The organism is Ponticaulis sp. (assembly GCF_029210165.1).
In the GTDB taxonomy this organism is placed as follows: Bacteria; Pseudomonadota; Alphaproteobacteria; order Caulobacterales; family Hyphomonadaceae; genus Ponticaulis.
In genome coordinates, this window is record NZ_JARGNT010000001.1 from 1,521,272 (window position 1) to 1,542,307 (window position 21,036).

At 54.5% G+C, this 21,036-nt stretch carries 23 protein-coding genes; 12 read left to right on the forward strand and 11 right to left on the reverse strand.

Annotation, left to right across the window (positions count from 1 at the left end; translation table 11 throughout):
* Positions 1-99 precede the first annotated feature (99 nt).
* On the forward strand, positions 100-717 hold the full coding sequence (locus P1U45_RS07500; protein WP_301058489.1) for a CGNR zinc finger domain-containing protein: 618 nt from the start codon (positions 100-102) through the stop codon (positions 715-717).
* Here P1U45_RS07500 and P1U45_RS07505 read toward each other — a convergent pair.
* Genes P1U45_RS07505 through P1U45_RS07515 form a run of 3 tightly spaced genes read right to left on the reverse strand, consistent with a single transcriptional unit; the run spans position 708 to position 1,812 of the window.
* A complete protein-coding gene (locus P1U45_RS07505; protein WP_301058490.1) occupies positions 708-938 on the reverse strand; it encodes a helix-turn-helix transcriptional regulator in 231 nt (76 codons plus the stop codon). The two genes, P1U45_RS07500 and P1U45_RS07505, sit on opposite strands and share 10 nt — an antisense overlap.
* A 1-nt stretch (position 939) precedes the next feature.
* Positions 940-1,362: a hypothetical protein gene (locus P1U45_RS07510; RefSeq protein WP_022694307.1), complete on the reverse strand. Its 423-nt coding sequence runs from the start codon at positions 1,360-1,362 to the stop codon at positions 940-942.
* A gap of 27 nt (positions 1,363-1,389) precedes the next feature.
* Positions 1,390-1,812: a hypothetical protein gene (locus P1U45_RS07515; RefSeq protein WP_301058491.1), complete on the reverse strand. Its 423-nt coding sequence runs from the start codon at positions 1,810-1,812 to the stop codon at positions 1,390-1,392.
* Positions 1,813-1,969: 157 nt separating this feature from the next.
* Here P1U45_RS07515 and P1U45_RS07520 point away from each other — a divergent pair, with 157 nt between their 5' ends.
* From P1U45_RS07520 to P1U45_RS07535, 4 genes are all read left to right on the forward strand, one after another.
* Positions 1,970-2,941 carry an IS1595 family transposase gene (locus P1U45_RS07520; protein ID WP_301058492.1) on the forward strand — a complete coding sequence of 324 codons (972 nt, stop codon included), beginning with the start codon at positions 1,970-1,972 and terminating at the stop codon, positions 2,939-2,941.
* A 6-nt stretch (positions 2,942-2,947) separates the two neighbouring features.
* Positions 2,948-3,418, forward strand: a complete 471-nt coding sequence (locus P1U45_RS07525) for a hypothetical protein (protein WP_301058493.1) — start codon at positions 2,948-2,950, stop codon at positions 3,416-3,418.
* Positions 3,415-4,158: a hypothetical protein gene (locus P1U45_RS07530; RefSeq protein WP_301058494.1), complete on the forward strand. Its 744-nt coding sequence runs from the start codon at positions 3,415-3,417 to the stop codon at positions 4,156-4,158. Before P1U45_RS07525 ends, P1U45_RS07530 begins: the two co-directional genes overlap by 4 nt.
* Before the next feature lie 320 nt (positions 4,159-4,478).
* Positions 4,479-4,835 (forward strand): hypothetical protein, encoded by a 357-nt coding sequence (locus P1U45_RS07535; RefSeq protein WP_155802607.1) that lies wholly within the window; start codon positions 4,479-4,481, stop codon positions 4,833-4,835.
* Between the two features lie 284 nt (positions 4,836-5,119).
* On the opposite strand, the gene P1U45_RS07540 is transcribed toward P1U45_RS07535, so the two are convergent.
* Both P1U45_RS07540 and P1U45_RS07545 read right to left on the reverse strand, forming a co-directional pair.
* Complete coding sequence (locus P1U45_RS07540; protein WP_301058496.1) at positions 5,120-6,766, reverse strand: hypothetical protein; 1,647 nt, start codon at positions 6,764-6,766, stop codon at positions 5,120-5,122.
* A gap of 9 nt (positions 6,767-6,775) precedes the next feature.
* Complete coding sequence (locus P1U45_RS07545; RefSeq protein ID WP_301058498.1) at positions 6,776-8,188, reverse strand: MBOAT family O-acyltransferase; 1,413 nt, start codon at positions 8,186-8,188, stop codon at positions 6,776-6,778.
* Positions 8,189-8,417: 229 nt separating this feature from the next.
* On the opposite strand from P1U45_RS07545, the gene P1U45_RS07550 reads away from it, so the two are divergent.
* On the forward strand, positions 8,418-8,576 hold the full coding sequence (locus tag P1U45_RS07550) for a hypothetical protein (RefSeq protein ID WP_301058499.1): 159 nt from the start codon (positions 8,418-8,420) through the stop codon (positions 8,574-8,576).
* On the opposite strand, the gene P1U45_RS07555 is transcribed toward P1U45_RS07550, so the two are convergent.
* Positions 8,554-9,561 carry a hypothetical protein gene (locus tag P1U45_RS07555; protein WP_301058500.1) on the reverse strand — a complete coding sequence of 336 codons (1,008 nt, stop codon included), beginning with the start codon at positions 9,559-9,561 and terminating at the stop codon, positions 8,554-8,556. The two genes, P1U45_RS07550 and P1U45_RS07555, sit on opposite strands and share 23 nt — an antisense overlap.
* 121 nt (positions 9,562-9,682) lie before the next feature.
* Between P1U45_RS07555 and P1U45_RS07560 the strand changes: the two genes are divergently transcribed.
* Positions 9,683-10,513, forward strand: a complete 831-nt coding sequence (locus tag P1U45_RS07560; RefSeq protein WP_301058501.1) for a class I SAM-dependent methyltransferase — start codon at positions 9,683-9,685, stop codon at positions 10,511-10,513.
* Here the strand turns inward: P1U45_RS07560 and P1U45_RS07565 are convergent, their stop codons facing one another.
* Positions 10,514-11,911 carry a methyl-accepting chemotaxis protein gene (locus P1U45_RS07565; RefSeq protein WP_301058503.1) on the reverse strand — a complete coding sequence of 466 codons (1,398 nt, stop codon included), beginning with the start codon at positions 11,909-11,911 and terminating at the stop codon, positions 10,514-10,516.
* A gap of 357 nt (positions 11,912-12,268) precedes the next feature.
* Between P1U45_RS07565 and P1U45_RS07570 the strand changes: the two genes are divergently transcribed.
* A complete protein-coding gene (locus tag P1U45_RS07570) occupies positions 12,269-13,867 on the forward strand; it encodes a lysine--tRNA ligase (RefSeq protein ID WP_301058504.1) in 1,599 nt (532 codons plus the stop codon).
* Between the two features lies 1 nt (position 13,868).
* Positions 13,869-14,456, forward strand: a complete 588-nt coding sequence (locus P1U45_RS07575) for a CDP-alcohol phosphatidyltransferase family protein (RefSeq protein WP_301058506.1) — start codon at positions 13,869-13,871, stop codon at positions 14,454-14,456.
* On the opposite strand, the gene P1U45_RS07580 is transcribed toward P1U45_RS07575, so the two are convergent.
* The 3 genes from P1U45_RS07580 to P1U45_RS07590 all read right to left on the reverse strand — a co-directional run bounded on the left by P1U45_RS07580 (position 14,453) and on the right by P1U45_RS07590 (position 16,929).
* A complete protein-coding gene (locus tag P1U45_RS07580) occupies positions 14,453-15,340 on the reverse strand; it encodes an SDR family oxidoreductase (RefSeq protein WP_301058507.1) in 888 nt (295 codons plus the stop codon). The two genes, P1U45_RS07575 and P1U45_RS07580, sit on opposite strands and share 4 nt — an antisense overlap.
* 8 nt (positions 15,341-15,348) lie before the next feature.
* Entirely contained in the window at positions 15,349-15,942 is a 594-nt protein-coding gene (locus P1U45_RS07585) for a TetR/AcrR family transcriptional regulator (protein WP_301058508.1), read from the reverse strand.
* A gap of 132 nt (positions 15,943-16,074) precedes the next feature.
* Entirely contained in the window at positions 16,075-16,929 is an 855-nt protein-coding gene (locus tag P1U45_RS07590) for an NAD(P)-dependent oxidoreductase (RefSeq protein WP_301058509.1), read from the reverse strand.
* Between the two features lie 253 nt (positions 16,930-17,182).
* On the opposite strand from P1U45_RS07590, the gene P1U45_RS07595 reads away from it, so the two are divergent.
* From P1U45_RS07595 to P1U45_RS07605, 3 genes are read left to right on the forward strand one after another with little or no spacing between them, the layout of a single operon-like run.
* Entirely contained in the window at positions 17,183-18,448 is a 1,266-nt protein-coding gene (locus tag P1U45_RS07595; protein ID WP_301058510.1) for a pilus assembly protein TadG-related protein, read from the forward strand.
* Between the two features lie 5 nt (positions 18,449-18,453).
* Positions 18,454-19,020 (forward strand): TadE/TadG family type IV pilus assembly protein, encoded by a 567-nt coding sequence (locus P1U45_RS07600; protein WP_293610243.1) that lies wholly within the window; start codon positions 18,454-18,456, stop codon positions 19,018-19,020.
* Positions 19,017-19,445: a TadE/TadG family type IV pilus assembly protein gene (locus tag P1U45_RS07605; protein ID WP_301058511.1), complete on the forward strand. Its 429-nt coding sequence runs from the start codon at positions 19,017-19,019 to the stop codon at positions 19,443-19,445. Before P1U45_RS07600 ends, P1U45_RS07605 begins: the two co-directional genes overlap by 4 nt.
* Before the next feature lie 25 nt (positions 19,446-19,470).
* Here P1U45_RS07605 and pgi read toward each other — a convergent pair whose 3' ends face one another.
* Positions 19,471-21,009: a glucose-6-phosphate isomerase gene (gene pgi, locus P1U45_RS07610; protein ID WP_301058512.1), complete on the reverse strand. Its 1,539-nt coding sequence runs from the start codon at positions 21,007-21,009 to the stop codon at positions 19,471-19,473.
* Positions 21,010-21,036 lie beyond the last annotated feature (27 nt).

The window sequence follows — 21,036 nt, forward strand, 5'->3', positions numbered from 1 at the left end:
TTTGATGGTTATCAGAGTGGGATAACTGTTAAAATCTCAAAATGCCGGTTACACGTGAATGTGTATCCGCGTGAGATGTCGCGACTGAAGGAGAAGTGGATGCCGCCTATGCCGGCCTTTTATATTGCAGAGCACGCCGCGCTCGACCTTCTCAACTCTGTCTGCGCGCCAGCCGGCACCGATATTGACTGGCTCAAAAATGGCGAAGCGCTGGTGAGCTGGATGGTGGGCGCGGGCATGTTCGAGCCTCAGGTCGGCGAAGAGATCCTCTCTTCTATTTCATCCGATGATCTCGATGGCGCTGCGGAGCACGCACGTAGGCTGCGCGAAGATTTCAGGCGCGTGACAGACCTTCTGGAAAGCTCTGAGGAAGAGACTGTTTCGTCTGATGATCTGGCATTTCTGAACCGCTGGCTTGAAGTGCCTTTGGCGGGGCGTCCATTCATTCCTAAAGACGGAAGCGGTTTTACGCGTGCGCCTCTTTGTGTGCCGCAAACGGGTGATCAGCTTGTCCGGCTTCTGGCAGACCGTATTGCAGACTATCTCTCTGAAACTGATCTGGCGCAGCTGCGCCAATGCGAAGGGCCAACTTGCACGCTCTATTTCCGTGATACTTCGAAGAACCGGTCGCGGCGCTGGTGCTCTATGGCCGTATGCGGAAACCGGGCCAAGGCGGCCCGGTTTCGAAAACAGAAGTCACAATCCGCTCAGGACTGATCGGCGGCCTCATCCCAGCCAAATACGTCTTCCAGACCGACGCCAAATATACGGGATATACGAAACGCACTTTCAAGCGACGGAGAATAGCGGCCCTGTTCGATGGCGATGACCGTCTGACGGGTGACGCCTATAGCCTTGGCAAGAGCAGACTGGCTCATATTATCATGCGCCTCGCGGAGCTCTTTGACCCGATTTGTGATGGGTGGTCGTTTGGCCATGTCACACCCCCCGTCGATAGAAGAGGATTGTGAGCACGTATTCGGCAATTTGCGAGGCGATCAGGCTGCCAACAATGATGTGGAAGAGGAGGTTGCCATCCTGCTGCCAGACATAGTGCCAGAGACCTGCAAAACATCCGAAGCCGAGAACATAGCCAGCGATATTGCCAGACCGGCGCAGCACCTGCTTGTCGCGTTCGTCTTCGCTACCGTCAGATCCTTCCGGGTCTGAGATGCCGATAAGCGTGTGGGTGATGATCGCGCCAATGATGAGGGCAATGGTGGCGATCGATGCAAGCCCAAGAAGTGGGGGGGCGGTTTCTCCAAGTTCGATGGATACGTTCCAGATCGTCTTGAGATACCAGCCACCGATAAGGGTGAGGAGTACGCCCATCGCCCAGGCGGATTTTTCGTGAAAAGTCATAAGTTTAGTCCTGATATGGGTGAAGGGTTAGGCGGGCTGGCGCAGATACCACCAGAGCGATGGCAGGCGGATGAGTTCACCGACAACGAAGACGCTGATAACGGCATGGGCGAGTGCCATCGGGTCTGTGAGACCGTCAAAAGCCTCCATAAAGATGATCGCAAGGCCGCCGGAATAAATGTAAAGCATGTTGCGCATGGCCTTGTACTGAACGCGGCTCTCACGCTCATCAATGGCCGGCATTTCCGTCTTATCGGTGATGCTCGTGATGATCGAAATCGCGATGATCATCACGATCATGAGCGCAACCGAAACGCCCATCCGCCAGAATAGCTCCATGCCGGTTTCAGGTGCGCTCCACCAGAAGCCCCAATAGGCGCCTATATGCAGAGCACCTGCCAGTATCGCGAACAGTGATGCGGCTACATCTACGCGAAAAAAGATTGTCATTGTGAGTTACCTTGTGTGTCAAAAATATCTGACACATAAATAGTATAATATTTTTTACATGTCAAAGAAATTAGACATAGATATGTAAAATATTTTGGGCATTATATATTTGACAAACCCAAATTTTGAGGGTAGTTTCAGGACATAGGAGAAACCCATGTCCATTCTGTCCAAGGCATATTTTCACGATGAAGCGGAAGCATTCCGTCATGTAGAAGCTGTGCTCTGGCCACGGGGTGCGGTTTGTCCGCACTGCAAGAGCAACGCTCGCCATTATCGTCTGGAAGGTGTCAAAACTAAGCCGAGCAAGAAGCACCCAGAAGGCAAAGTCCGTCACGGCCTATGGAAGTGCAAAGAATGCCGCAAGCAATTCACTGTTCGCGTCGGCACTATCTTTGAAGAAAGCCACCTCGAACTGCACAAATGGCTACAGGCGATTTACCTGATGGTGTCCAGCAAGAAGGGTGTGTCTGCGCATCAGATCCACCGCACTCTGGAAATCACCTACAAAACCGCATGGTTCCTTTGCCACCGTATCCGTGAAGCGATGCGTGAAGGTTCTTTTGACATTTTCGGTTCTGGCGGCGGTGGCGTCGAAGTAGACGAAACCTTTATCGGTACAGAGCCGGGCGCGCCAAAGAAGCGCGCCTATGGCCACAAGATGAAAGTCCTGACGCTTGTTGATCGAGATACGAAGCGCGCTCGTTCTTTCATTATAGATCAGGTCAACCGCGACGAGATTTGCCCTATTATCAACAGCAATCTCTCTAAAGAGGCTCAACTGCTCACTGATACAGCCCGTCACTATCGCGGCATTGATCAACACGTAGAGGTCGCTGACCATGGAATGGTGAACCACTCCAAGGGTGAGTATGTGAACTTCCAGAACCCAGTGGTGCACACACAAACGGTTGAGAGCTATTTCAGCGTGTTCAAGCGCGGTATGCGTGGCGTCTACCAGCACTGCGCCAAGAAGCACCTTCACCGCTATATGGCCGAATTCGATTTCCGGTATAACAACCGTGTCGGCAATGGCGTGAATGATTTTGAGCGCGCAATGATTGCGTTAAGTGGCGTTAAAGGTAAAAGGCTGACATACAGGGGGCCTAACGCACAAGTAGCGGGATAATTCAACTTGACGCTGTCAGCAGAAGATCTTTTGAGAATTTTGAATGCCGAAAAGCAACTGCATTCGAAGTTAAGGTTCCGCGAGAAGGATCATCCAGATTACGAAGAAGCTGTTTGTCCTGTGCTTTGCCCGGAATTTCCTGAAGCCAACATACAATTTGTGACCCATTATCACATCTCGCGGATTCCAAGGAAGTATAGTTTCGTGTTACTAGTTCAGCAGAAACGGTGTCTCGCTTTGGACGTTGGGCCGGGCCGTGCTCACTTCAATATTCGGACTGGGCAAGTAGTCACGCAAACACACTGGCAAAAGCTCCCAGATATGACGTATGCGGAGCCTGACGGTCGAGAGTTAACGCACTGGCAATGGTACAAGGAGTTTATGGAGGTGGCAAAGATTGACTACAAAGACCAATATGCCGCCCCAAAATTTGACAATGTCGTCGAACAATCAGACCTGTGGAACTTCGACAAATGAGCGTTTTGATTTCACAAATTGAGCGCGAGACTAGAAGCCTTATTGGCAGCTTCTCAAGCAATCTTGGTTACGAGATTAGGTTGCCGTTAATTTATTCGAACGGCGAAATGGTTTCAGTTGTTGTCGATGAGCGTGATGATTGTTGCTTAGTTCATGATGCAGGTTTTGCTGCGATGACACTATCAGCAAGCGGCCAAACGATGACGCAGCGTATCGAAGATCGTGTGAAAGCTTATGCTTCGACTATGGAGTGTCATTTTGAGCGTGGTAGAGTATGGCGCAAGGTATCCAAAGACCAGGCAACGGCGGCGGTTCTCTCAGTTGGGAGTGTTTGCAGGTACATTGCAGATCAAGCGTCTCCTGACACCAAAAAGCGTGCTGAATTTGAAGTACGCGTAAATAGCGTGTTGCAAAAAATGCTTGGTGAAGACCGTATATCTTGGCACCAAAAAGTTACGGGAAAATCTGGTGGAACTTACGATGTTACCGCTGCAATAATCGAATTAAATACAAAACAACCGAAGGCTCTTATAGAGGCAATCGGCAGTGCGCGAGCGGTTCCACATCGTTTTCGCCATTTATATGAAATAAAATCGAGCCAGCGGTATCGCAATGTAGACTTAATTTCAGTTTATGATGATCAAGAAGTGTTTGAATCTAGTGACATTGTATTGCTGCAAGACGTTAGTAACGCTGTTCCTTATTCGAGCTTTGAGCGGCGAGTAAAACAATATGCCTAAACCATCCCAACTCGACAAATTCAAAGCCCTTGCTGAAGAGGCTGAATGCGACACGAATGAAAAAAAGTTCGACAGGTCGCTAAAGCAGGTCGCCAAAAGCGCGCCCCAGAAGAAATCGGAAACAACCGAGGAACATAAGTAGAATATCTAGCTAGACTCATAGCTTAGAATTCAGTCACAATAAAAAAGCCTGCGCTGATTCGAGGTCAGGCAGGCTTAATTTTGAAAACCCAACCTCCCAGAAGGATTTTCGTAAATGACTGAATCATTCATCACACGATCCGGCCACAACCGTCAATTCCTTCGTCAGAAAAAGGAAGATGATCGTGCAGCTAAACTGGATCAAAAATACGTTTAACGAGTGGCTGGACCCAAGGAATACAAATTGGGACAGCATAAGCGGATATGGCGTCTATGTAGTCTGGTCTCCCGGCACATTGCTTGGTGGCCCAACCTACTTAAAGGTTGGACAGGGTGACATCAAAGGCAGGATGCAGGCGCACATGCGGGATTTCCGTATTACCCGATACCCCCAGCTGCGCTTTACGTTTGCGTTTGTTCATCCCTCACGCGTTGATGGAGTGGAAAAATATTTGGGAGGTGTCCTCCGTCCGCTTGTTGCGGAACGTTTTCCTGACACTTTTCCGGTCGCAGTGAATTTGCCGCGCATTGCTTAGCGTGCCCTGATAGCTCTTTAGCAGCCTCTCGCAGCTGCATAAGGCGATAATACACAAACGGCGGCTCCGCTCCTGAGCGGAGCCGTTCCTCTGCCCAGTCGATTGCTGCCTCCAAGTGCTGATCAATCGTCATCGTTATCTCCATTTAGAAATACGCATTTTCAGGGGAATTCGTTCCCGTTGAGTAAAAAACTGTCTGGTTTGTCAAATATATAATGCCCAATATTTTATACACCCCTGAATTCAGGGGTGTTTTGGAATGCGGTCACGGTAGTGAATTCGGGTTAACGGCGGGAGACGCGCTGAATTTCGTCGACGCGGATACCAAGCTGGCGACGATCCTGGGTCAGGCCAAGGTCAGCGCCTGATGGCTGCTCGCTGGATTGAAACTCAATCGTCATCCGGCTTCCGCACTCTGCGTCATACTCGATCTCAAGAATCTGCGGCTCAAGGGATGAATTCAGTCGGTCTGTGATGTCGGCGTCTTCCTGTCCGCAGACAAGAATCCTTGCCCAACGCTCGTCAGACACTTCCGGACCGAACAACCGGACACGCATCTGGATCGAATTGCCTTCACCGAAGAGAGAGCGTGGAATATCGATAAAGGCAGGGCGACCGCCTTTGCTCCAGCGCAGCTCCGTATTTCGGCCAGGTGGTAGCCAGCCGCGTGCATCAAACTCGGAGAATGACACCGGACCAAATGATACGTCAGCAACACGAGCACCAGCATCTTCGTCAGGCTCAAGGCTGGTCGCCTCAAGCATGGCATCTGCGAACAGGCGTACCCGATTATAATATCCTGGTTCATGCATCACGAACAAAATCTGATCAAAGCTGCCATCCATCAGATAGCGGAACATGCGAATCAGTGTCTGCCGGTTCATGCCATTCGTGTTGATCTGAACGGTCTCTGCATAATGGCTGGCAACGTCTGGCGCGATTCGTGCGCCGAACGAGTTTGCGATGATTGCAACACGGCGCGGGTCGGCGGCATTTGCATTGAAGAAAGCTGAAATCTGGTTGCCGCGCAGACGGGCACCCTGCTGAACTTCACGATCGAGAGTGTTGGAGCGGTCTGCGGCCGATGCATAGTCTGGTCTCTGGAAGTTAACGCGTCGCGCAAATCCCAGCGCAGGTTCCATGTCGGCATTGCCTTCACGGATTGTGAATTCCGGCTCGCGGAATGGTTCCAGAGAGCTCAGATGGATCAGGCTTTTCGTCGCTCGGGAGGCTGCCATGCCATCAGCGTGGAAGTTTTCCAGCGGATAGAAATGGTCAACATCGCGTTCGGCCATGAAGTCTGCCAACGGATAGGTCAGCGTATCCGGGAAAGAGTTTGCAATGCGCACGGCAGGCGACTCGTTTTCCGCTGTATAGACGCATTGGGCGCGGATCTCTGAAGGGATGGAGCGCGGCAAACGGTCTGCGTAGAGCACCGGTTTGCTTGGTACGATCACGCCGAATGTAGAGAGCCCTTCAAGTTCAGCGACGCGGTTGATCTCGGCCCAGCCATTGGTGAGCGCCTGAGTCATCTGATCCCAATACTGTTCAGCAGGGCAGCTGCCCGTTACCGACACATAGTCGATATTAGCCGCGTCAGTCGCGATAGGCAGAACCAGATCGCCTTCGCGCGCTACGTTCGCAGCAGGCGAGTCGCCGAGCGCGTAATATTTGAATTTGCGATAATTCACAGAGGCATCCACGCTGAACAGGGCGCGGTCTGAGAGCCAGGCGCGTCCTTCGGCAAAGAAACGGGAAGGTTCAGAGACGAGTGTAGACCATTCAGGCGCTTCATTCAGCGCGCGGTTCTGGCGGCGTGCGAGCTCGTCTTCATCCTGAAACAGGCCAAGGAGCGGAATCGCAAACAGTATGCCCAGAGCCAGAATGGCTGCGAGAGAGAGAGGTTCGAAACGGACGCGTTCAATCTTCATGTCTGTCTCCTAGAACCGGAAGTAAATGAACGGGCTGTACGTGCCAGCGAGGATTTTAACGCTGGATACGATGATCAGGATCGCAGCAAGAGCGACGCCCAGACCATATTTCCACATCGGATTGCGCTTCATCCATGCGCCATAGGCAGGCGGTGCGATGAAACCACGGCTCGCCCACAGGACAACCGGCGTCGACAATACAAAGCTCATCCCCAGAACGATCAGGGTTTCGTTATCGAGAAACTCCCAGACGCTGGCGCCACCTTCGCCGAAGGCAAAGTGTCGGGCCAGCATTTGCAGCCCATGCGTCAGGTCTTCGGCGCGGAAGAAAATCCAGCCGATATACGCAATGATCAGCGTGTATGAGACGCGCAGGCCGATCCACATTTTCTCCAGCACTTTAGAGAAGCCGAAACGCTCGATGATAATGAAGAAGCCGTGCCACAAACCCCATACAATGAAGTTCCATGACGCGCCGTGCCAGACGCCGGTCAGCAGGAAAATCAGGAACAGGTTACGGTAGGTCTTGCTCGGTCCGAGCCGGTTTCCGCCAAGCGGAATGTAGCAGTAATCGCGGAACCATGTGGAGAGCGACAAATGCCAGCGCCGCCAGAACTCTGTGATGCTCTGGGAGATGTAAGGGAAGTTGAAGTTGCGCGGAAACTTGAAGCCGAGGATCAGACCAAGCCCGATCGCCATGGCTGAATAGCCCGAGAAATCAAAGAAGATCTGGAAGGAATAGGTGAGGCCGCCCAGAAAGGCTGTGGAAGCCTGCAGCTCGTCCGGCGCGCGCCCGTAAATCGCGTCTGCGACCTTTGCCATCGTGTCGGCGAGGATAACTTTTTCAGCGAGCCCAACAGCGAAAAACAGAAGGCCATAATATACGTGCTTCAGGCGGATGACGCGGCGGCGCAAATCGTTCGCGACGGTCGAAAAGCGTACAATCGGGCCGGCGATCAGCTGCGGGAACATGGCGATGTAAGCCGCCAGCCGGAAGGGTGACATCTCTTTGCGGGCATTCCCGCGATAGACATCAATCAGATAGGACATGCCCTGGAAGGTGAAGAAGGAAATACCGATTGGCAGGTGCACATCGGTCGTCCAGTCATTCGCGGGCAGCTGGAAGACATCCTGCGCCAGAAAGCCGATATACTTGTAATAGACCAGCATGACGACATTGAGCGTCAGGCCGATGGCAAGGGCAGGGCCGCGCCCTTTAACGCCCGGCGCAACGAACAATCCGCTTACATAGTTGATCGCGATGCTGGCAAGCATAACGGCGAGGAAATAGCCTTCACCGACAAAGTAAAACAGCAGGCTGAAAGCGAGCAGGATGATATTTCGCAGAGCCGGTAAGGCAATGTAAAATATCAGGAAAACCGGCAGAAAGAGAAACAGAAACTCTACTGATGAAAATACCATCTAAGCCGCCCCCTACACACAGCTATCCGGTCGGTCCGGCGCGGATTGTCCATCCCCAAACAGAGATCTGCTGCCATTAACCGACGCAAGAACGAGTAGTATAATCGCTATTGGGTGGCAAGCGGCATGGAAGGCGAGAATGAGAACGCCCAATGCATGCGCTAAAATAGGGCAGCGCAGGCAGGAGTGTCGCATTGACCGATAGAGCTGTAGACCGCCAATTGTGGCCATGTCCTCAACCATGATGACCATTCTGGCGATTGCCATTGGCCTGACCGTGCTGACGGTCGTCGGTCATGTCGTCATCATGATGGTGTTCCGGCGGCTGATCCGCCAATCTGAGGCGAAGAAAGCCGAACTCGCCACTAAGCCAGACGACCCTCAATAATCTCCAGAATATTGGCCTGAATGCCGCCAAGAAAAATTTCGCCCCAGATTGCGGCATAGGTGTTCATCGGCGTTTGCGCTTCATAGTCTGTGTAGAGGGTGAGGCGCGTGCGGCCATCGGAAAGCGGCTCCAGCCGGTAACCGCCTTCCTGAATGCGCAGGTGCCGCCCTTCTGGTGAGATATGCTGGTCGGTGTAGCGGCTGATGGAATCGTTCGGGAACACAAACTCCCAGCTCAACGCCTCGTTTTCCTGCCAGTCGGTGATGTGTTCCTCAAAGGTGATGCTTTCGCCCCATTGGGCATGGCGCACAGAGCTGACGCCCTCACCGGCGACGACAGCCGAACGCGGACGCGGGATTTGCGCAATGCTTTGCGCAAAGGTGAAGCGGCCCTCGCTCTCCTGAATATCCGGCAGTGAGAGAAGCAGTGGCCAGATTTCGTCCGCGCTGGCCTCCAGAACGATGCTGCGCTCCACGGTGTAAGGCGTGATCGATTGCGGCACAGACGTATCCATCACCAGAAGGATCGCTGGAATTGTCGCGATAAGGCCCATCTCAAAGGTGGCGGAAACATCGCCAAGCCGGCGGTGTTTTCTCTGCATGCGTTTGGTGGTCATCGCGCCAAGCAGCGCCATGGGTGTCCAGATCACGCCCGCCATGAGCAGGCAGATCACACCCTCCTGAAACAGAAGGCCACCAAGCACCAGAACAGATGCCATGAAGATCAGAACAGCCAGATAGCTTTTCTCCTGAGTGCGTTTCGCGTTCGGGTCGATCAGAAAGGCAGCCAGCGCACCGATAATGTAGGGCATGCCGAGCAGTACGAAGAGAGAGACGGGCAGAACACCGTCTTCATCGACGCCAAGCACACGCGAGAGGAGGAAAAGACCGATTGCGGCGAGCAACAGAATTGCAAAAATACCGAGCAACCTGCTCAGAACTTTCCACCAGACATGACCCGGCTTTTTCTCGCTGTCAGCACTCATCGCGTTCCCCTCCGCATTCCGCTGAGTGTGACACAGCTTCGCGGATAAGTGGAAGCGGCATAAAGTCTTGCCCGTGCTGGCGCGCGGCAGGTAAGCTCCGTTCAAAACGGGAGAATGAGCCATGTCAGAAGAAACCAATCCGCAGAGTGCGTTCTGGAATGGCCAGTCCGGCCTCACATGGGTTGAGGGCCAGCCTTTTCTGGATGAGGCGTTTTCAGGCTGCGTGCCCGTACTGACAGCGGCAGTGGAGGCGAGCGGTGCAAAGCGTGTGCTCGATATTGGCTGCGGCACGGGCGCGGTTAGTCTCGCTCTGGCGGAGATGCCGGGTATGCAAGTCACCGGCGTAGATATCTCCGAGCCTATGCTCTCGCGGGCCAAAGCGCGCGCGATTGAAGACAGCAAAACCGTCAGTTTTATTCGCGCCGATGCGCAGGATTATCCGTTTGAGGCTTGCAGTTTCGATCATATCGTCTCGCGCTTCGGGGTGATGTTCTTTGAAGATCCCGTGGCTGCTTTCACCAACATTCATCGTGCGAGCGCTGCTGGTGCGGCGATGACGCTGCTCGCCTGGCGCAGCCCGAAGGACAACCCCTTCATGCGCGCGCCGAAACAGGCCGCAGACCCGTGGCTGCCGGAAGATGACTTCCCGCCACCGGGGCGGACGGGCCAGTTTGGCTGGGCAGAAGCCGACTATGTGCGTGACATGCTGACCAGGGCGGGCTGGCAGAATGCCAGCATTTCACCGCTCGACATTGACTGTGCGTTTCCGGAAGGCGCGCTCTCTTTCTGGATGGAGCGTATGGGGCCTGTCGGGCGTATCGTGTCCGAACTGGATGCAGAGCCGCGCAAGGCGGCTATGCAGGCTATGGGTAAGGCGATGGCAGAATATGTGTCCGGCGGAATGGTTCGGTTCAAAGCTGCCATCTGGAAGGTTGAGGCAGAGAAAGCCTGATCAGGCGTTCGCTTCGAGTTTGGAGATCAGCTCGTCGAGACGCTGGATCACGTCTTCCGAAGCTCGTTCCATTTCAAGATAGGCTTGTTGAGCGCCCGCCTTGTCGCCGCGATTGTAGAGCTCTGCTGCACGGCGGCCGCTCGCATGAACCGCGCGGTGCGGTGCTTCAATCGCCTTGAAGGATGCGAGGCTTGAAATCTCGTTTCCGATCTCGCCGGCCCACCATTTTCCGAGGCGGCAGGAATGGTGGTCGGCCAGCTCGTGTTCACTGAGCTCTGAGAGGCCGGAGAGAAGCGCAGCGAGGCGTTTCTTCCAGATCATATGATCGGACTTGGCACGATAGAGCACGTAATTGGCGACTTTACGCTTTTCCAGCTCGTCAAACTGGGCCGTGATCTGGTTTTCTGATTCAGACGCGACTTTCGTTGTCGCCTCCAGCTTGCTTTGCGCGCTCTGGCTTTGATTGGCGACCTGATCGACGCCGCGGGCCAGTTCTGCTGTCGCGGCTTTCTGATCATTGATCACATTGGCCAGGGCAGAAACTGCGTCTGCATTATCGAGAATGCTTTGCGTCGTGTTCTGAACGCGTTGGTTTGCAGAGTTGGTGATCTCTTCGGCGTCGCGGGCAGATGTCTGCGCGCTTGTCACCGCACCGACGATCATCTCAATCGCGCTTTCCAGATTATGGATGCGCTCGGCGATCTGTTCGGTTGTTTTGGCCGTCTGGTCGGAAAGGGATTTTACCTCAGAGGCAACAACTGCAAAGCCGCGGCCGGCATCGCCTGCACGGGCAGCCTCGATTGTGGCGTTGAGCGCGAGCAGATTAGTCTGGCCTGCAATATCCTCAATCGTTTTGGACATGCCACGTATTTGTGTCGCCGCGTTTTCCAGCTCCTGCATATTGCCGACAATATGCTCAAGGCTCGCTGTTGTGTTGCGAACAGACGCAGTGGCCTGATCAACTTCTTCGGCAGACAGGCGCGTCTCGTCAGCAGATGACTGAAGCCCCTGATCGATAGATTGCGCTGAGATGGATATTTGCGAAATTGAGGAGTCCAGCTCCTGAATAGCGCCTGCCATAATCTGGCTGTGCTGGCGCACATCGGAAATGTCTGAAAAGGCATTTGCCAGACCAGCCTGAACCTTGCTGGCCGTCATGGATGCGTTGACCGCGCCGCGAAGGGCCGTGTTATCCGACGCTTTAAGGCGCTCGCAAAGCTTCTCCAGAAGTGCGCGTTCGCGGGCCGAGATGCCAACCATGTCGGTGACATTGTGATCAATGAAGTGTTCGAGACATTTGATGAGTTCGCTGGACGTGGCCGCCTCTTTCGGACTCTGTTCACTCAGCTGGATTGTGGTGTCAGCTTTTGGTTTTCTTGCAAGTAGAGTGCTTATCATTCTTGGTTTTCCTACCCCTCCAAAGAGGCCGGCAGTACTGGTCGGGAAAGGTTAATAAAGCGGGATTTCAATCGCGCGCATTTTATCCATCCGGCCAAATTAGTGCTCTGAGTTGAAAGTGAATTTCTTTCGATTGACCCGGTTTTAACCGTCCGTCAAAACTGGTTAATACGGACGGAGTGAGCGTTAAGATGTGGTGGCGTGAGTGTGCAGCCGGGTGTGTGCTGATGCGGTCAAAGACGGAACATGTTGCGCGCCGTCATGACAAGTTCGTCAACTCCCCGTAAAACCTTGACCCAAAGTCCCATCAGGCCTAACTCCCGCGCTTGGTTTAATCACTAAAGGCAAACCGATAAAATGACCGACATTTCCACTCTCGCAGCGAATGCTAAAGCCTGGCCTTTCGAGCTGGCGCAGAAGCTTAAACAGCGCGTTGAGCAGATGGAAAAACAGGGCAAACCGCTCACACGTCCGGTCACGTTCGAGACAGGCTATGGCCCGTCCGGTCTGCCGCATATTGGCACGTTTGGCGAGGTCGTCCGCACGACGATGGTACGCGTCGCGTTTGAAACGCTGACAGAGGGCAAAATCCCGACGCGCCTGATCTGTGTGTCTGACGATATGGATGGCATGCGCAAAGTGCCGCCAACGGTTCCAAACCCTGAAAGCCTTGAAGAATATCTGCAAAAGCCGCTGACAGATGTGCCAGACCCGTTTGGCACGCATGACAGCTATGGTGCGCATATGAATGCACGCCTGCGGGCCTTCCTCGACAGTTTCGGTTTCGAGTATGAGTTTGCGTCCGCAACCGAGCTCTACAAGAACGGCACTTATGACCCGATGCTTCTGCGCGCTGCGGAAAAGTATGACGAGATCATGGGTGTGATGCTGCCGACCCTCGGCGAGGAGCGCCGCGCAACCTACTCGCCATTCCTGCCCATCTCTCCGAAATCTGGCCGCGTGCTCTATGTGCCAATGAAAAATGTCGATGCCGCTAAAGGCGAGATCACATTCGAGGATGAAGACGGGTCAGACGTCACCATCTCCGTTACGGGCGGTAATGCGAAGCTGCAGTGGAAGCCGGACTTCGGCATGCGCTGGGCTGCGCTTGGCGTCGACTTTGAGATGTTCGGCAAGGACCACCAGGCGAACGCGCCGATCTACTCCAAGATCTGCCGCATCCTCGGTGAGCGCCCGCCAGAGCAATATGTCTATGAGCTGTTCCTCGACGACAAAGGCGAGAAAATCTCCAAGTCGAAAGGCAATGGCATCTCGGTTGAGCAATGGCTGAAATATGCCCCGCAGGAGAGCCTCGCGCTCTTCATGTGGCAGAAGCCGCGCGCGGCGAAGAAGCTCTATTTCGACGTGATCCCGAAGGCGGTGGACGAGTATCTCACCTTCGTTGAGAAGTATCATGCTGAAGAGCCTGCCAAGCAGCTGGAAAACCCTGTCTGGCACATTCACGGTGGCAAGCCGCCTGAGCTGAACGTGCCGGTGAGCTTTGCGCTTCTCTTGAACCTCGTGTCGGCGGCGAATGCGAACTCTAAAGAGCTGATCTGGGGCTTCATTACTAAGTATGCGCCGGATGCAACGCCGGAGAACGCACCATTCCTCGACCATCTGGTCGGCTATGCGCTCGCTTACTATGAGGACTTCGTGAAGCCTGCGAAGGTTTATCGTGCGCCGACCGATCAGGAACGTGCCGCTCTGACAGAGCTGGTCTCACTCCTGCGAAGCTATGATGGTCCGGTGACGGGTGAAGACCTGCAAACACTGACCTTCACGGCCGGTAAGTCTCAGAACTTTGAGAATCTGCGCGACTGGTTCAAAGCGATTTACGAGGTCTGCCTCGGCCAGTCTCAGGGACCACGCTTTGGTGGCTTCATCGCGATCTATGGCGTCGATGCGACAGCCGACCTGATCGAAGACGCGCTCAAGGGCGAGTTTGTCTCCTGATTTGAAATCGAAAATCCCCTGGATCTTTGTCTGGTTCAGGGGATTGTGCGGCCTGACGCCGTGGCTGTTCCAATTTTTCGGCTGGAGCATGTGGATCCCGGCACTGCTCATACCGCTGGCTTTGCTTTCCGATATTTATGATGGAATCCTTGCGCGTCGATGGAACGTTGTGAGCGTGCTGTTGCGGCGTGCGGACGGGTGGGCTGACCTGATCTTTGTGCTTTCCTACACTGGCTTTGCTTTGGTGTTTCGCTTGGAGATGCTTGCGCCGCTTCTCGGGGCGATTGGAGCCCTAGGAATTTATAAAGGCATCAGCACGGCGCATGATTTCATGCGATACGGGCGCGGGGCAGCGTTTCACTTCTGGTCAGCGAAACTTTGGGCGCTTCCGTATTATGCGGTGCTTTTTGAACTGTTAGTTGGTCATGAACCTCTTTGGTTCTTCTGGCCGACCATTTTTATGGGCGTAGTCGCCATAACCGAAGAGTTCATAGCTGTTCGGCTGATCCCGATCTGGATGCAGGATCAACCGAACATTTTTGCAGCGCTTCGTGCTTACAAAGCGCAGAAGGCAGAAGCTGACAATTAAGCCGGTGCGTAGACCGTTTTCAGCTGGTCGATCAGGCCGTTCTGGAACGGTGCGACGGCCTGATTAATGCCATCGACACCCATATCCTCACCAACAACCGTGCGAACAGGGCGCGGGCCGTCCTGTTCGATCAGGTGCTGAATGGCGTTCGCAACGTTCTGTGCGTCGTTGATTTCGGCATTCTGGTCGAAGGCAGACTGGAACATGCCAAGCATGCGGTCGCCGCCTTCCGACATCGCGCCATAGGCTGTCGCCCTGTCGGTATCGTTCGGGGCAGGCGAGGTCGCGACAAGGTCAGTACGGTGCGCGCTTGGCTGTACGATCACCGCCTCAACGCCGGAGCCTTCCAGCTCGATGTTCAGCGTTTCCACATAGCTTTCCATCGCCCATTTGCTGGAGCAATAAATGCCGAAGAATGGAAGCGACAGACGTCCGGCCGCTGAACTGAGATTGATGATGATGCCGGAACCGTTCTGGCGCATCGCTGGCAGAACCGCGCGGGCGGTGCGGGCAACGCCATACACATTCACTTCAAACAGATCCTTGATCTGCGTCATGGTGAAAGCCTCGGTGATGCCGACCGGCATAACGCCGGCATTGTTTACCAGCGCATCAAGCGGGCCATAAGAGAGGGCGGTTGCGACGGCGCGCTCGACGCTCTCATCGCTCGCCACATCAAGGTCGAGAATTGTGAGCTTGCCGCGATTGGTGTTCGCGAGCTCTTGCAGCTCTGACGCCGCTTTCCGGTTGCGGGTTTCAGGTGCGCGCATGCCTGCAAACACATGATAGCCTTCTGCCAGGAGAGACCTGGCCGTCAGAAGGCCAATGCCGCGGCTGGCGCCGGTGATAAGTACAGTTTTCGGGGAGGAGACCTGGGAAGTCATGGGGGGAGTTAGTCCTTCAACATGGTTTTCTTGAAGAGGGTCAGGGGGGCTTCGGTACGCTCTGCTTTCATGCGTGTGAGCGCACCGCTCCAACCGTTCAGAAGAGCGTCTGCGGCTTCTGTCGGCGTGAGGCGGGTAAGGCCGAGTTCGCTCAGAACCTTCGGCGTCAGGCAGGTTTCGATCTCGGCGGATAGCTCTTTCCAGTATCGGGAGAGCGCAGCCTGAAAGGCATCATTCTGGCTGCCGAGCTCGTTCGAAAGATTGCACATCAGACAGCCTTCCGAAAAATTCATGGATTCGAAGATGAGGTGGGCTTCGCTGAAAAACTCGCGCAACCGGTCGAGTTCCGGCGCATCCTCGCGGCTGAGGATCGAGCGGGCAAACCGCATCTGGTTCTGGTGATAGACATCCGCCACGGCGAGGCCGAACGCCTCTTTGGAGCGAAAGTAGTGATAGAATGATCCCTTTGGCAGACCGCTCGTTTCGAGGATCTCGCCAATGCCCGTCGCATCAAATCCGTTCCGGCGGAACAGGGTCAGGCCCGTCTCGATGAGACGGTCATAGGATGCGGTGTAGGTTTTATCGTTTCGTGTGCGTGCCATGGATTAAAAATAGACCAGTCGTTTATTTATTGGAAGTGGGTCAGCCGTCACGTTTGGTTCACGGCTTCGTGTGGGAGGTCATCTGGTAAGGAAATGCCCCGCCAGCAAAGCCAGCGGGGAACTGAATGATCGTTAGTAGAGCTTCTCGACAGCGCTCATATTGAGGTCGCCATCACCGGCTTCCAGCGCTTTGGTGAAAACGTCCCGCGCAGAACTGGTTACGGGTAGTGCGTCTGCGCCGCCTGCTTCTTTCACCGCATATCCGAGATCCTTCTCGATCAGCTCGACAGGAAAGAGCGGGCTATGCGTGCCCTGCGCCATAAGGCTGGAGACGATTTTCATTTGCGGTGAGCAGACAATTGTAGACCCGAACACTTCTGCGGCGCGGGCTTTTGAGATGCCGCCTTTCTCTGTGGCGGCCAGAAGCTCGGCGAGGGCGGTCACCTGAACGCCCATCATAGAGTTGACCATGAGCTTCATTGCCGCGCCTGTTCCGACTGGGCCCATCAGATGCTGTGCGCCGCCCATATCGGCGAGAACGGCTCGCGCTTTTGTGAAAACATTTTCTTCACCGCCCACCACGTGGATGAGCTGTTTGCCCTCCGCTTGAGGGCGCGAGCCGAGTACGGGCGCATCCAGGAATGCCAGGGACTTTTCAGCGAATGCCTCGCCGAGCGCCTTAACCCATTCAATGGTTAGCGTTGAGCTTTCTATGGCAATTGCGTCAGCTGGCATGCCGTGAATGGCGCCGTTTGTTTCATCCAGCCAGACCGCTTTTGAAGCCTCGTCATCGCGCACACAGGAAATGATGATGTCTGCCGATGTTGCGGCGTCCTTTGGCGTTGGCGCGGGCTTCGCACCCAGTGAAATAAGCGGTTCAGCGGCTGTTGACGTGCGATTCCAGACCGTCAGCTCATGGCCTGCTTTAATAAGGTTTTCTGCCATTCGTGCGCCCATAGCGCCGAGGCCCAGATAAGTGATTTTCATGTCGCGAATGCGTTCCTGTGACGATGGTACTGCTTAAGAAGGATATAGCGTCATGAGACGACATGATCCAACAGCGGCCTTTGGGGCGGGCTGAATGTCTCTGCCGCGAAATTATGTTTAACGCGGGTTTATATCGAAGATTAAAATTCATGGTTCTTCGAAAGCAATGATTTAAATCCGCGCTGCCAAAATGCTTGCTCAACCGAGAACAGATAAGCGGTGAGACATTAAAGTGGGCAGACCAGAGGCCAGAATGATGACAGGCGCAGTGCGTCTGCGCGAGCTCCGGGCGGACAACGCCGGGAACTCTGCGATCGTTTTTGCACTCCTTCTTCCTATGATTGTCGGCGGGCTCGCCCTCGCAACCGATTTCGGAATGTGGCGGATGAGCGGACAGCGCCTTCAGCTGGCGGCAGATGCTGCGGCGGTTGCGGCTGCGCACGAAACGTATCTTACAGATGATGTTGGCGCGCTGCAGTTTGCCGCGATGGGCATGCTGCATGAGAACGGCCTCGACATTGCGGATGCGACCATCACCATCAACACACCTGTCGCTTCCGGAAATCACGCTGGCAAAGAAGGCGTGCAGGTCAGCGTTACCCAACGACAGAGCCACTTCTTCTCATCTCTCCTCATGGGCGGTGATGTGGACCTGACGCGTGAGGCGACGGCATTGATCATCGAGCCGATCGAGCCGCTTTGTATTCTGGCGCTTGATCCAGTCCAGCCAGCCGCGCTCAATATTACAGGTACAGCAGACGTCGGCATTCCTGACTGCGCGGTACAATCGAACTCCATTGACCCGAACGGGCTCGATCTGAATGGCTCCAGTACGCTGACCTCTTCGTGTGCCTATGTGTCCGGCGGTGTGTATGGCGAAGCGAACATCACGCTCAACAGCTGCCCGGCGGTGAAAACCGGCTGGCGGCGCGCGTCTGATCCTTATGATGATGTGGATGCGCCTACAGGCATCGATCTGATGCCGTGTGAAACGCCGGGCCATGGTGCGCGTCGGTCCATGACGATGGCGTCAGGCCGGTACTGCGCGGACATCAGAACGAATGGCGAAATATATCTGGAAGCAGGTGGCACCTTTATCATTGATGGTGTGTCTATAACTCTGCGGTCCAGCAATGCGGGTCTGTTCGGTGAGAACGTTACCTTCATCTTTGTGAACGGTGGTACCATTGATCTGCCAAATGGCGGTCTTGTGGACCTGACCGCAAAAACAAGCGGAGAATATTCCGGTCTGATCATGTTTGCAGACCGTGAAACGCAGCCGACAACGCTGGATGTGAACCTGATCGGGCAAGCAAACAGCCGCCTGGAAGGCGCGCTCTATTTTCCAAATCAGACAGTCAACTATGTCGGAGGCTCGAGCAGCGATAGCGGGTGTACTCACCTTGTTGCGCGCCAGGTCAATCTGACAGGCAATTCAAGTTTTACCAACGCCCAGTGTTCGGCGTTGGGTGTGCGTGAAATTCTGGGTCGCTCCGGTGTATTGTTATCGGCTAGTTAGTTACGATGTGGACAGGCCTGAAGGCTTTCTTCAAGGATCGTAGCGGGATATCGGCAACCGAGTTTGCTCTGATATCTCCGATTGCCATCGCTATTGCGATGTCGGCGATCACGTATTCCTTCAAACTGCTTGACCGCCAGCGTCTCGACGCTGCGGTGACGGCATCCGCATACTATCTCGCCGACAAGGTTCTGGATGGTGAAATGAGTGGATTCCAGCCGACCCGAGAAATGGTCGATGGCACCTACGAATTTACACCTGGGCAATTTGTGCAGACGGCGCGCTTCGTCCTTTCGGACGCTTATCGGTCCAGCGCGACGCTTACGATTACAGAACTCGATGTTTTCTGCGGATGTCCGCAGAATTACTCCGGAGGAGACGTTCAGACGGATCAGCCTTTCTTCACCCGCTTCACAGCTGAAGCGGCGGATGAGGCGCCCCTCTGTTCTATGACATGCCCGGACCGGAGCCGGGCGCGTGTACTCGCAGAAATCGATGTCACGTCTACTTCCAATGATTTTCTGGGGCAGGAATATACCCTCGAAAAGCAGATCGTCATGAGATTGAGATGAGTGCCTCAGCTTATGGTCTTCTGAAGACCCGATTATTCCACTTTTCAAAGGACAAGCGCGGGGTCTCCGCCGTGGAGTTTGCGTTTGTCTTTCCGGTCATTGTCGGCTTCGTGCTGACGGTATTCTACATTGGTGTGGGCTTTTTTGGTCTGCAGCAGGCGCAGAATACGACCGAGCGTGTCGCACGGATCGCCTATACCATGGACAATCCGACGGCGAACGACATCCAGGCTCTTGTAGCCAGCAATTTGGGGACAACACTGGCGGGAACCTTCACGCCAAATGTCCAGCTCATTGAGAAGTACGGTGAGACGTATGCGGATATCAGTATCAATTACGCATACCAGCCCACCATCCCTCTACTTCCGGAGGTTAGCTATGCTTTCACAGCGTCTTCGGAAGTTCTGATCCGTGACATACCCTAGTATCTCGATAACTGGCCGGTAGAGATCAGCTGAAGTAAGTGACAAGTCCCTGCGTGATCGGATCAGCGCATGGCTTGCCTTCAATCAAAGCTTCTCTGATTTCTCCGGCCTGCTTTTTACCGCGCTCGACACCCCACTGGTCGAAGCTGTTTACGCCCCAGAGCATGCCGCCCACGAAGACGCGGTGTTCATACATGGCGACCAGGGCGCCAAAGGTTTCCGGCGTGAAATCACGGCAGGCAAAAATCATGGATGGCTTGCCGCCCGGCAGAACCTTCTGTTTTGCGATTTCCGGTGTCAGGCCTGGCTCTTCCTTAGCAATGTCATCATCGCGATAGCCGTTTGCCAGGACTTCAGACTGAGCAAGTGCATGTGCAATCAGCGATGCTGTTCCTTTTGGTTCAGAGCCTTTAATCGTCGCGATAATGAACTCTGCGGCCAGATTGCTCGTGCCCTGGTGAAGCCATTGGTGGAAAGAGTGCTGGCCGATAGAGCCTTCACCGCCCCAATGGGCCACGATGGAGCGGGCAGGGATTGCAGTACCGTCAGGCGACACCTGCTTGCCGTTCGATTCCAGTAGCAATTGCTGCAGATAGGACGGCAGAAGACGCAGCGCGTTTGAGTAGGCCAGAACCATCTCTGACTCGACGCCGCGCAGCGTCATGTTCCAATAGTCAATCAGCGCGAGGCGTACCGGAATATTCGTCTTGAGGTCTTCTGTGCGGAAATGCTCGTCCATGGCGTGCGCGCCAGACAAGAGCGCTTTGAACCAGTCGGACCCAAACGCGATGACGCAGCTGAGAGACCCAGCCGACCATAAAGAGAAGCGTCCACCAATACTGTCTGCCATGCCGAACAGCTGGTCTGACTGAATGCCGAGCCATTCATTGGCTTTATCCGGATTGGCTGTGACGATGGCCAGATGAGATGGCCATTTATCGCCAAGGCTTTTCTTTAGCCAGTCACGTGCGCGATCGAGATTGTATTTGGTCTCTTCTGTAGAGAAGGACTTGGAAATGCCGATGACCAGCGTCGTGGCGGGATCAATACCGTCGAGTGCGCGCTCCAGATCCATCGGATCGATGTTGGAAGCAAAACGCACGTCAATTGCGCCCAGATGGGTCTGCGAGAACGCGTCATAGAGCAGGCGAGGGCCGAGGTCGGACCCGCCAATCCCGATATGCAGAACCGTCTCGATACCCCGCAGGACTTTGCCGTCGCGGACCTTTTCGGCAAAGGCCATGACAGGTTCAAGAGACGCCTGAATGTCCTTGGCTGGGCCTGTTGCCTTTTCCGGCGGGACGCGCAGCGCCCAGTGCATGACAGCCCGGTCTTCGGACACATTCACATGCGCACCGCTAAACATGCGGGAAATGCCGTCAGAGATTTTGCGCTCTGCTGCAAACTCCAGAAGTGCAGCATCTGCTTCGGCATCCAGCTTCTGGCGCGCCAGATCAATGTGCCATCCGCAAGCATCCAGCGTTTCGCCGGAACGAGCAGCGGCTAGTGTGGTCAGATCCAGACCGTCAAGTCGCGCAGCGTGAGAGTGAAGCTCGGAAACCAAGTTTAATCCTTTCGGTTTTTCTACTCT